At 65.6% G+C, this 11,661-nt stretch carries 8 protein-coding genes; 4 read left to right on the forward strand and 4 right to left on the reverse strand.

Annotation, left to right across the window (positions count from 1 at the left end):
- Position 1: 1 nt before the first annotated feature.
- Entirely contained in the window at positions 2-2,185 is a 2,184-nt protein-coding gene (locus IY145_RS08700) for a tyrosine-protein kinase domain-containing protein (RefSeq protein ID WP_210332642.1), read from the reverse strand.
- On the reverse strand, positions 2,155-3,312 hold the full coding sequence (locus tag IY145_RS08705) for a glycosyltransferase (protein WP_196407848.1): 1,158 nt from the start codon (positions 3,310-3,312) through the stop codon (positions 2,155-2,157). Before IY145_RS08705 ends, IY145_RS08700 begins: the two co-directional genes overlap by 31 nt.
- Before the next feature lie 476 nt (positions 3,313-3,788).
- Between IY145_RS08705 and IY145_RS08710 the strand changes: the two genes are divergently transcribed.
- Positions 3,789-4,580 (forward strand): NAD kinase, encoded by a 792-nt coding sequence (locus IY145_RS08710; RefSeq protein ID WP_196407849.1) that lies wholly within the window; start codon positions 3,789-3,791, stop codon positions 4,578-4,580.
- 3 nt (positions 4,581-4,583) lie between these two features.
- Here IY145_RS08710 and IY145_RS08715 read toward each other — a convergent pair whose 3' ends face one another.
- Positions 4,584-5,780 (reverse strand): DUF2336 domain-containing protein, encoded by a 1,197-nt coding sequence (locus IY145_RS08715; RefSeq protein WP_196407850.1) that lies wholly within the window; start codon positions 5,778-5,780, stop codon positions 4,584-4,586.
- A 118-nt stretch (positions 5,781-5,898) separates the two neighbouring features.
- Between IY145_RS08715 and IY145_RS08720 the strand changes: the two genes are divergently transcribed.
- The 3 genes from IY145_RS08720 (at position 5,899) to IY145_RS08730 (ending at position 10,327) form a co-directional block, all read left to right on the forward strand.
- A complete protein-coding gene (locus IY145_RS08720) occupies positions 5,899-6,609 on the forward strand; it encodes an aldolase/citrate lyase family protein (RefSeq protein ID WP_196407851.1) in 711 nt (236 codons plus the stop codon).
- Positions 6,610-6,754: 145 nt separating this feature from the next.
- Positions 6,755-9,220: a YfhO family protein gene (locus IY145_RS08725; RefSeq protein ID WP_196407852.1), complete on the forward strand. Its 2,466-nt coding sequence runs from the start codon at positions 6,755-6,757 to the stop codon at positions 9,218-9,220.
- Between the two features lie 171 nt (positions 9,221-9,391).
- The gene (locus IY145_RS08730) at positions 9,392-10,327 is read left to right on the forward strand and encodes a hypothetical protein (protein WP_196407853.1); all 936 of its coding nucleotides are present in this window, start codon (positions 9,392-9,394) and stop codon (positions 10,325-10,327) included.
- A gap of 141 nt (positions 10,328-10,468) precedes the next feature.
- Here IY145_RS08730 and IY145_RS08735 read toward each other — a convergent pair whose 3' ends face one another.
- The gene (locus tag IY145_RS08735; RefSeq protein ID WP_196407854.1) at positions 10,469-11,488 is read right to left on the reverse strand and encodes a TorF family putative porin; all 1,020 of its coding nucleotides are present in this window, start codon (positions 11,486-11,488) and stop codon (positions 10,469-10,471) included.
- Positions 11,489-11,661: the final 173 nt, after the last annotated feature.

Genomic DNA, 11,661 nt, shown 5'->3' on the forward strand with positions numbered 1-11,661 from the left:
CTCACGCCGCAATATGTGGAAAGCGCCTCAGGAAAGCCGGCTCGTCGCGCTCGACCATGTTGACAGCCAGGCCGAGAAGCCGCCCTCCCGATGCTCTGAGCCCCTCCGTCGCCGCCAGCGCTTCCTCCGCCGTACACTGTCCGGCGCGCGCGCAGAGCAGGATCGCATCCGCGTGACGGACCAGAAGGCGCGCGTCCAATGTCTCGGCGGATGGGCAATCGAGCAGCACGAGATCATAGTCGCGCGTCGCCTTCAAGACAGTCCCGATGCGCTTGCCGATCTGCGGCGGCGTCGCTTTGCGCGCAGCGCCGACAGGCAAGGCGTCGAGCTTTCGCGATGCGGTCCTCGTCATGCAGTCGCGCAGAGCGGCCGTCGCATCCAACGCCTCGAGCAGGCCGGGCCCCGGCTCCAGGCCGAGCGCGTTTTCGAAAGCGGGATCGGCGAGATCGCATTCGACGACGAGCGCGCGATGCCCCATCGCCGCCGCGAAATGCGCGAAGGCCAGCGTCAGAAAGGTCTTGCCGTCGCCGCGGAGCGGCGACGTCACGGCGATGACGCGAAATCCCTGCGCGTCGCCGAGGCGAGCGCGCGAGTAGATTTCGAACAGCGCGCGCTGCAGAACGTCGTCGCGCTCGGCGTATTGCAAGGCGATCTGCAATGGAAGGTTCGGCTTTCGCGGCTCGAGCAGGCCGAATGCTTTCCTGGACGCGCCACCGCGCAGACGCGGCAGCTCGACGCAGAGCTCTTCCCCGCCGGAGGCGGCGAGCTCGGCCGAGCTCCGCAGACTCTTGTCGAAGCGATCGCGCAATATCGCCGCCGTCGCGCCGAGCAGCGTGGCGAGCGTCAATCCCGCCGCCAGAAACGGCAGCCGCTTGGGGAAAAACGGCTGATTGGGCAGCTCGGCCATGCCGACGAGGCGCGTGCTTCCATTCAGCACGCGCCGATCGGCGTCGAGCTCGCTGGCGCGCTTGTAGAGCTCCGAATATTGACGCCGTTTGAGGTCGACGCCATGCACGAGAGTCTCGATCGAGCCCTGATCGATCATCGCGTCGCCGACATCGGCCTTGGCGGCTTCGACCTTCGCCTTCAGCGAGGCGACGAGCGAATTGGCCGCTTCGTAATTCCTCTTGGCGCCGGCCGCCACGCCGGCGATTTCGGCGGCCAAGCGGCGCTGCACCATATCGCGCTCGCGCTCCAACTCCTGCAGGGCGGGATGCCGGTCCCCGAGCGTGCTCCTCGAGGACGCGAGCCGAACCTCGACCAGAGTGAGCTGCTGCTTGAGATCCAAGACGCTGCGGCTGACCAATACGGCGGGCGAATCGGCCAGTCCTTTCCCCTTGTTCGCGGTGATCTCTTTGAGGCGCGCCGCAGCCTCCGCCCGTGTGGCCTCGGCCGCCGAAAGTTGCTGCGTGACGCTGGTCAGACGCTCCGAGTCGATCAGCGCATTGGTTCCGCGCGCGAGACCCTTCTTGCGCTTATATTCTTGAATCTTGGCGTCGTCGTCGCGCAATTCGCTTTCGAGACGACGCACCTCCGCCCACAGCCAGGCGGCGGCGTTGCGGCGTCCCGACGATAGGGTTTCGCGTTGATCGTCGAGGAAAGCGCTGATCAACGCATCGGCCATTTTTTTCGCAATGTCCGGCCGCGTGGACTGATAGGAGACCCCGATGACGCGCGAGCGTCCGACATTGCCGATCGAATAGCGCGGCCGGACGAATTCGATCAGCGAATCGTGATCGCTTTCTATTTTTTCACAGATGGATCGGCGACCGAATATCTCCGACAGAGCGACGACGCCCTTGCTCGCCGAGCAATCCTGCATCGCATATTCGAAAATGCCGGGAGCGGCCAACGCCGCCTTCATCACGCGGGATGAGCCGATGATGAGAAGCTGGCTCTCCATGTCCGCAGGATCGCCGACTTTCTGAGCCCAGACCGCGGAGGAATTATTGTCGCCGGGCTCCTGCTCGGCGACGATCAATGACCCGGTGGCCATGTATTGAACCGGCAAAACGACGAGCGCCGCGACGACAACGCCGACAATCGCGACGAAAACCGCGGCGAAGATCGCCCTGCGTCGCCATAGAGCGGCGAGAAGACTCCGCTCCGGCGCGCCCGCGGCGCGCTTCGGCGGGAGATCGGCAATGGCGGCGTCTAGATTGTCATAGGCCATGTCGGCGCCCAATTCATGTCCGCGCCACGCCCGCGATGCTCGATCGTTCGATCGACGAGGTCTTTGAACTCTCGTCGAAAGCGCTCCGCCGAAAATTTCTGGGCTTGCTTGCGGCAGTCTGCGCGGGAGAATTGATCCTCCTGCTCGATGAAACTGCGGATACAGTCGGCGATTTCTCCCGGCGTAGCATTCGCGAAGAACATTCCCGAGCGAGACGTCTCGGCGGACACCGTCTCGCGGGCGCCGCCGCGGTTGAGCGCCAGCACGGGCGCGCCCTCCGACATGGCTTCCACCACCACGATTCCGAAATCCTCCTCGGCGCCGAAAATGAAAGCGCGCGAAGAGGCCATCAGATAGCGAAGCCGCTCGTCGCTCACGAATCCTTCGAAGGCGACGTTCGCGGTCGCGGACTTGCGCAGCCGCGCGGCGTCGGGACCGTCGCCCGCGACGATCAGTCGAAGATCTTTCAGCTCGGCGAACGCCTCGACGATCGCGTCCACGTTTTTGTACGGCACGAGTCGACTTGCCGTGACGAAGTAGGAACGGCGCGTGACGTCGCCGCACTGGCCGAGCGACACCGGCGGATAAATGACCTGCGAGTCGCGGCCATATATTTTCTTTATCCGTCTCGCGACGAATTGCGAATTGGCGATGAGGACATCCGGCCCATCGGCCGTTCGCGTGTCCCAAAGACGCATGTAATGAAGCAAGCCGCGGGCGACGACTCCCTTGATCCCGCTCGTAAAGCCATTGTCGCGCAAATAGGCGTGCTGCATGTCCCATGCGTATCGCATCGGCGAATGCACATAAGAAATGTGAATCTGATCGGGCCCTGTCAGCACGCCTTTCGCCGTGGCGAAGCTGCTCGAGATGACGAGGTCGTAAGACGACAGATCGAATTGCTCGATCGCCAAGGGCATCAAAGGGAGATACCAACGATGATGCGTGCCGATGAAAGGCGCTTTTTGCAGGAAGCTCGTCGTCGTGTGATCGATGCCGATGAAGGCGCGGTCGCGAGGCGTGAGAACGTCGAAGAGTGAAAAAACATCCGCCTGCGGGTAGCACTGCAAGATTTCGCAAAGCACGCGTTCGGCGCCGCCTACGACATAGAGCCAATCATGCACCACTGCGACGCGCATTTTAAAGCGCTTCCTTTGTCGTTCTCGTTCGTCGATCGAACAGGATAGCCAGATCGACGAGGGAGAGGTCGCTACGAATTTAACAATGCGCGATCGTCGAGCCTGTCCGCCGGCTCGTGGAAAAGAAGAATTCCTTCGCTTGCTGGTTTTTTTGTACAATTTAACTCATGTTCTAGTAAAGTATTTTTGCGGGCCTTAGTTAACTCCGGTCGTCGGCCCCGCATATATTTGAAATAGAATAGCAACACGGCTGATCGCCCCTCGAAGGCTGCGCCGCTCGCCTCCATTGCGAGCCCCGTCGCTTCGAAGCGGAGGGGTTCGGCCGTTTCGGCTCGAATGCGTCTGGTCGTCTATTTCTTCACCCGATTGCCGCCGCGCTGCGGGTTCGCCTCCCGTTTCCTTCCGACTTCGGCGGGTGTATGGAAGTCGCCCCGAGGAGACGCCCCGCCTTCGGCGGCGCCGAGCCAGGTCGATCCATGTCCGAGTCCGGCGAGACGCCGAATAATTACAAGAGACTCGCCTTTCTCTCCTCTGGAACGTCGGAGGCCGACCAGTCGAGGGCCCGGCTCGTCGCCAAATATGGCGAGGTTCCGCCGGAGGAGGCCGATTGCATCGTCGCTCTCGGCGGCGACGGGCTCATGCTGCGCACGCTGCATCGCTTCATGGGCGCCGGCAAGCCGATCTATGGGATGAACCGCGGCTCGGTCGGCTTTCTGATGAACGAATATCGCGAGAGCGGGCTACGCAAGCGCATCGCAGAATCCAAGCCTTCGATCATTCATCCGCTGCTGATGCGCGCCGTCAACACGCATGGCGACGAATTCGCCGCGCATGCGATCAATGAAGTCTCGCTGCTGCGCCAGAGCTCGCAGATCGCCAAGCTGCGCATATTGGTGAATGGCAAGGAGCGCCTGCCCGAGCTCATCACCGATGGCGTGCTGGTGGCGTCGCCCGCTGGCTCCACCGCCTACAACCTCTCCGCCAACGGCCCTATTCTACCGCTGGACGCGCCATTGATGGCGCTGACGCCCATCTCCGCATTTCGCCCGCGGCGCTGGCGCGGCGCGCTGCTGCCGGATGTCGCCAAAGTGCGGCTGGAAGTGCTGGAGGCAGAGAAGCGCCCGGTCTCCGTCGTCGCCGATCATGACGAATTCCGCGACGCGCTGCAGGTCGACGTCGAGATGGATCACGGGACCGATCTCATTCTCCTGCACGACGCCGGCCATTCGCTCGAGGAGCGCATATTGCGCGAGCAATTCGGCTATTGACGCTCACGCCGCCACGAGCAGCTGCGCTTCCAGCGCCGCCATGTCGACGAATGGCGGCGTCGTCAGCGCGGCGGCTGCTTCGCGCGCGTCCTCGCGCAGCGCCTCGGCCTCGAAGCGGCGCAGCAGCGCCATCAGCCGGTCGAGCTCGCCGGAATTGATCTCGTCGCAGGAGGTCAGCACGCGCTGCACCATCGCCAAGGACAGCCGCGCGCGGGACGGCGCCCCCGCATAGCCAAATGCCCGCTGCGCCTCCAGCGCGGCGCGATAGGCCGGCAGAAGATTGGCCGGCATCCCGGCGCGCGCATAAAGCGCCGCGAAGCCCGCGCCGTCGAAATCGCGCGTCAGGCCGGCGACCTTCTCCTCGTCGAGGCCGGACAATTCGGCCAGCGTCGCCTCGAACAGCGCGCGATTGCCCGAGAGCAGCGCCCGCAGCGCGAGGCTGGGCGTCAGTCGCGCCTTGCGGCGCAGATGCGCGACCAGCATGCGCACGCCTCTGCGGCCCTCGGACTCGTCGGCCGAGGCGGCGATGACGATATTGGCCTTGTCGCGCGCCTCCTGCAGGATGCGGCGCGTGCGCTCGGGCGACAGCCAATCGCGATCGAGCACGAAAGAGGCGAGGCTCGCCGCCATCGCCTCGACGAGATCGACGCGCACCGCCGCCGGCAGGAAGGGCCGGCCGAGCAGCGCCTCGCGCAATTGCGCATCGTCGCCGAAGCGCTCGATCATGCGGCGCATGGCGAAGGCCGGCAGCTCGGCGCCGGGATTGACGGCGAGCGAGATCAGCGCCTCGCAGGCGCCGATTTCCGCGATCGCCGAGGAGAGGCCGGTCGGCACATGGGCGCGCAGCGCTATCGCGCTCTGCGAGAAGACGTCGCCGACGGCGGCGCAATCGATGAGCTCGCTCTCGCTGAGCAGCGGCGAGCGCGAGAGCACCATGGCGGCGATGTCCGATTGATCATTGGCGAGCGCCGAGACGATCGAATGCGGCGCATCGGCCGAGCTCGCGAAGACCTTCGCCAAAGCGCGGCGCACCAGCGGCGAGGGATCGTCGAGCAGCGCGGCGAGCGCGGTCTCGGTCTCGCGTTTCATCGCGGTGTCGAGATCGCTGTGGAGATAGGCTCTCGCCAGCGCGCCGGCGCCTTCCACCCTGAGGGCGGTCGGCGCGGTTTGCGCCCATTGCAGAAAATTTCTTACGATCATCGGCGCTCTGGGCTCCGCCCTATGTGCTCGACCGGACTTGACGCGATCCTGGTCAGAATCGCGACTTATGGTAAATGCCCGCTTAAGATCACGGCGGCGAATGGTGGAAGAGTCGAAGATGCGCTCGTTTCTTCTCGTCGCGCCGTGCGAGGAGGCGTTTGCCGCCGCGCTCGCGAGCGGCGCCGACGCCCTCGTGCTCGATCTCGGCGACGCCCCGGCGCGCGAGCGGGCGGCCGCGCTGCTGCGGCTGCCGCGCCCGGCGGGACTGCGCCTCTATGCGCGCGTCACGCCGCTCGCCAGCGCGGCGATCGACGCCGATCTTTCGGCCGTCGTCGCGGCAGGAGCCGATGGCGTCTTTCTGCCCGAGGCCTGCGGCGGCGCGAGCGTGCAGCATCTTGCCGCCAAGCTCGCCGTGCAGGAGGCCGAATGGGGCCGCGCGGACGGCGCCACGCGCATCATCGCCATGGCGACGCAGACCCCGGCGGCCGTCTTCGCGCTCGGAAGCTATGGGGGCGCCTCCGCCCGCCTCGAGGCGCTCGCCTTCGATGTCGAGCCGCTGCGCCGCGCGCTGGGGGCGGAGCCGGAGAGCCTCGCGTCGACGCGCCCGGCGTCGCCCTTCGCCATGGCGCGCGCCGGCCTGCTGCTCGGCGCGGCGGCGGCCGGCGTCGCGGCGATCGACCGGCCTTTCGCCGATCTCGGCGACGAACAGGGGTTGTTCGGGGAATGTCGCGCGGCGCGGCGCGACGGTTTTGCGGCCAAGCTGGCCTTGGATGGCGCACAAATCCCACCGATAAACCAGACTTTCGCCGAGGTCGCGCCTGCGCTATAAAAGGGCGGCGCCCAAACGTTCATCATGAGTTCATGAAGACGAAATCAATTTAGGCGTCCCACGCAAATGGCGAGCGGCCGTCGCGCGGCGCCGCCAGCGGGCGCGCGCCGAATGGCGGCTCGCGACAGTCGAGACAGGTTCGAACATGTCGATCAGCGACCGCCCGCTCGGCGCCCTGGGCGCCGAGGAATCCCCGCTCGCGCTCGTCGAGACGCGACGGGCGCTCGCCGGACCCGACGGCGCCCACGCCCATATCTGGACCCGGCGCGACGCGCTCGCCGCCTTTGCGGCCATCGCCCTCTTCATGGCGCTCGCGGCGGGCCTTTGGCTCGCCAGCGGCGCGGTGGTGCCCTGGGATTCGAAGAACCATTTCTATCCCATGTTCCGCTTCCTCGGCGAGGCGCTGGGCCGCGGCGACGTGCCGCTCTGGAATCCCTATCATTTCGCCGGACACCCCTCCGTCGCCGATCCGCAGTCGCTGATCTTCACGCCCACATTCTTCCTCTTCGCGCTGCTGCGTCCCGGCGCGACGATGCAGGAATTCGATCTCTTCGTGCTGGCGCATCTGCTGATGGGCGGCGCGGGCGTCTTGGCGCTCTGCGCGCGGCGGGGCTTCATTCCCTCGGCCTCCGTGCTCGCCGGGCTGATCTTCATGCTGGGCGGAGTCGCCGCCTCGCGCCTTCAGCATACGGGGATGATCATCTCCTACAGCTTTTTTCCGCTCGCGCTGCTGACGCTGGAGATCATGCTGGAGCGGCCGCGCCTGCTCTATGGCGTCGGCTTCGGAATTCTCGCCAGCCTGATGGCGCTGGGGCGCGATCAGGTGGCCTATCTCTTCTGCCTCGTGCTCATCGCCCGCGTGCTCTATGCCGCCGCCGTCTCGCGCCGGCCGCTCGACTTTCTGCTCGGCCGCTGGCCGGCTTTGCTGGCCGCGGCCGCGACAGGCGGGGCGATCCTCGCCGCGCCGGTGCTGCTCACTCTGCAATTTCTGGCGACCTCCAACCGACCGGGCATCGCCTTCGGCGTCGCGGCCGCCGGCTCGCTCGCGCCGGTCAATCTGGTCACGCTGCTCGCGCCGGATATCTTCGGCTCGCTCGACAAGAGCTATAATTATTGGGGGCCCGGCTATGACACCATGGCCGCGCCGGACTGGACCGATCGCGCGATAGACTATCTCTTCATCGGCGCCGCGCCCGTCGTTCTGGGCTTCTGGCACGGGCTCGCGGGCGGACGCATCTTCGCCAAGGAGATGCGCTTCGTCCATTACATGCTGGCCGCCGCGCTGATCTATACGCTCGGCCGCTGGACGCCGCTCTTCGCCCCGCTCTACGATTTCTTCCCCGGCGTGTCGCTCTATCGCCGGCCGGCGGACGCCGCCTTCCTGCTCAACGCCGGCTTCGCGCTCAGCGCCGCCTATCTTCTGCATCGCTATGTCGTTCACGGCGCGCCGCGGCCCTTTCAGAAAATGCCGCGCGCGCTCGCCCATGGGCTTTCCGCCGCAGGGGTGGGCGTCACGCTCGCGCTGATCATCGGCGGGCTCGGCTTCTCCTTCGCCAATGGCCATGGCAAGGAGGCGCTGGTCTCCGTGGCGGCGGCGCTGGCTACGGCGGGCGCGGTGGCGGCGACGCTCGTCATCGGCGACAAGCTCGACAAGCGCGGGATCGTCGCCATCCTCCTCGTCGCCGCGACGGCGGGCGAGCTCTTGTGGCGCAATGCCGCCGATCCGCTGAACGCCGAGCCGGCGACGCGCTATTCGATCCTCGACGAAGCCTCGCCGCAAGAACGCGGCGCCATAGCCGCGCTGCGCAAGGACATTTCCGAGCGCGCCGCCAAGGGCGAACGCCCGCGCGTCGAAATTCTCGGCCTGCCGGGCGGCTGGCAGAACGCCTCCATGATTCTCGGCCTCGAGGACACGCTCGGCTATAATCCTCTGCGCATCGCCGATTATGAACGCGCCGTGGGGCCGGGCGACAACGCCGTCGACCCCAATCTGCGGCATTATCCGGGCACCTTCCGCGGCTATAGATGCAAGCTCGCGCGGCTGCTGGGCCTCGACTATCTGGTGCTCGGCCGCCCGCTGGCGCGCATGCCGCGGCATATGCCGCGGCCCAATGCGTCGCCGATCTTCGTCTCCGACCAGATCTATGTCTATAAGCTCGGGCGCGCCGCGCCGCGCGCCTATTTCGCCACCAGGATCGCAGGCGTCGATTCCGACGCCGCCATCGCCGAGGACGACATTCCCGATTTCGACGGGACGCGCGAGGCGCTCGTCGATCAGGCGGATCTGCCGCGGCTCGACCCCGCGCTCGCCGATCCGGCGCGCGCCGGCGGGCCGGAGGCCAAGGCGGCGATCGTTTCTTACGAGAGCGAGCGCATTCTCGTGGACGTCGAATCGGATCGCGACGGGCTGCTCGTGCTCCACGATCTCTACTATCCCGGCTGGGAGGCGCGCGTGGACGGCGCGCCGGCGCCGATCGTCAAGGCCAATATTCTGTTCCGCGGCGTGCCGACGACCAAGGGACGCCATCGGGTCGAATTCCTATTTCGGCCGTTTTCCCTCGCCAATCTCGCCTCGGCCGCCTCCACTCTGCTCGATCATCGGGAGGAGTGACAGGGCGGACGGCGGACGTCACAATAGAGCGTTTCCAGCCGAAGCGGTCGCCGGTTCGGCTGGAAACGCGTCAAAACAAAAGTCTGCAGTCTTTCCCTGTTTCCACGAAACGGGGAAGGACTCCAGACCGTCGAAATTCGGGCGTTCGCGCCCGCCCCTTTGATGCGGCGCATGAAATCACATCTCCTCGTCACCTTGGCGATGCTCGTCGCCGGCGCCGGCTGCGGGGCGGCGCAGACCGCCGCCCCGCCCGCCCAGCAAAAGAGCCGCGCGGCCAAGCCCGCCGCCGCCCCGGCGGAGGAGGAAAAGCCGGCCGCCGTCTCCACGCTGCGCCTCTCCGCTGTGCTGACGCAGAATGATTCGGGCGCGATCCGCAGCGGCCTCGTGTGGCGGATTTTCGAGGACGCCGCGCAGCCGGACGGCGCCCGCAAGCTGATCGCGGAATCGCGTGAGGCGAGCTTTTCCGAGCCATTGCCGGACGGCGTCTATATCGTGCATGCGGCCTTCGGCCTCGCGGGGGCGACGCGCCGCGTCGTCATCGAGGGGCGCAATGTCAGCGAGAAGCTGGTGCTGAACGCCGGCGCGCTGAAGCTCGTCGACACGCTCGGCGACACGCAGCTTCCGGCGCAACGGCTGGCGATCTCTATCTATGTGCCGGAGCGCGGAAATTCCGAGGCGAAGCTGGTGCTCGCCAACGCCAGATCGGGCGAGATCATCAGCCTGCCCGAAGGCGCCTATCATGTCGTTTCGACGCTGCTCGACGTGAGCCAAGGATCGCAGGGCGACAATAACACGACCAATTCGGTCGTCACCGCCGATCTGCGCGTGCCGGCCGGCAAGGTGATCGAGGCCACGCTGCGCCATCGCGCCGCGACGATGACGCTGAAGCTGGTCAAAACGCCGGGCGGCGAGGCGCTGGCCAACACCTCCTTCTCCGTGCTGACGCCGGGCGGCGACGTCATCCGCGAATTGATCGGCGCCTTTCCGTCGCTGGTGCTGGCGGAAGGCGAATATGTCGCCATCGCCCGCCGCGAAGGCAAAACCTTCCAGACGACCTTCAAAGTGACCTCGACGCAGGATCGCGACGTCGAAATTTTGACGCAGTGAGAAGGGTTTCCGGGCGGCTTCGACGGGCGCCGGAAGACGGACGGCGTTTCGATCTGGAGCCCGACGAATAGCGCACAAAAAACGGACCCGCGTGGCCACGGGTCCGTTTCCAGGAAGGAAGTCGTAAAGAGTTCGACGGCCTTACTTGAATGTCGCCGAGCTGAAGTCGATGGACAGCGAGGCGACGAAGCGCGCGCCGCACCAACTCGACGAGCTCTGGCCGGTGATGGTGTTCACCGAAGCCACGAAATTGCCCGCCGGGTCGGAGGTGTTGAGGAAGCAGCCCGCGCGGGTCAGATTGGAGTCGTAGTAGCGCAGATCGAGCGTCACCACGTTCCAATTATAGGACGCGCCGACGTTCCAAGTGTTGTAGCTGGCGAATTTGAAGCCCTTGGTGCCCAGAACGCCGGTCGCCAGGAAGGCATAGTCCGGATCGATATAGCTGCCGCCATAGGCCGGGCTCGAATTGCCGATGTAGTAGTGGCCGAAGGCGCCCGAGAGCGACAGCCCCGAATAATCGGTGTTGGCGAAGGGGACGACCTTGGCGTTGATCTCCGAATAGAGCGCGTGGGCGCTATAATTGTTCCAGTTCGGAGCATAGGCGATCTGGCCGCCGAGCGTCAGATAGTCGTTCACCGCCCAGCTCGGCTTGAAATAGATCTCGACATAGCTCGGATCGAAAGCCGTGGTGGGCAGGGCGGTGTAGGAGTTCTTGAACGTCGTGACCGGGATCGCGCCGCCGATGAACCACTGCTGGTGGTTGCTCGGATAGGCGTAGTAGATCGCGCCGAAGTCCAGCGTCAGCGGACCCCAGGTCGGGCGGATGCCGGCGGTGATGTCGATCTCGGCGAGCGGGCTCGTGGGCAGCGTCACATTGGTGGCGGCGAGGCCCGTGTAGAACCAGCCGTAACGCAGCTCCTCATAGACGCTGCCGGCCGGGCGATGGGCGCTGTTCGAAATGCCGCGGACGATGTAGTCCGACATGAATTTCGCGCCATAGGCGTAGTCGAAGCCGGCCTCGAGAACGTCGAAGTTGGGCTCGGGCCAAGCGACCAGCGGCTTGGCCTCTTCATGCTTCATAGTCTTCGTATCTTCGGCGGCGCAGACGCTCGTCGAGATGAGAGCGAGTGCAGCGACGCCGGCAAACAGGACGGATTTCATAGGCTTAGGCTCCCCGATACTGGAATCATCCTGGTCGCGATTGTTGCGACAAAGCCCGTAGGCACTCAAGCGGAACAGGGAAGCAATTGCGTACGGCTTGAGCAAAATCGGAAATTTGACGCGTTTTCTGTGGCGGGAGTGGCGAAAATGTCACAATCCGGGTAGGGAAGCGA

The organism is Methylosinus sp. H3A, from assembly GCF_015709455.1.
In the GTDB taxonomy this organism is placed as follows: Bacteria; Pseudomonadota; Alphaproteobacteria; order Rhizobiales; family Beijerinckiaceae; genus Methylosinus.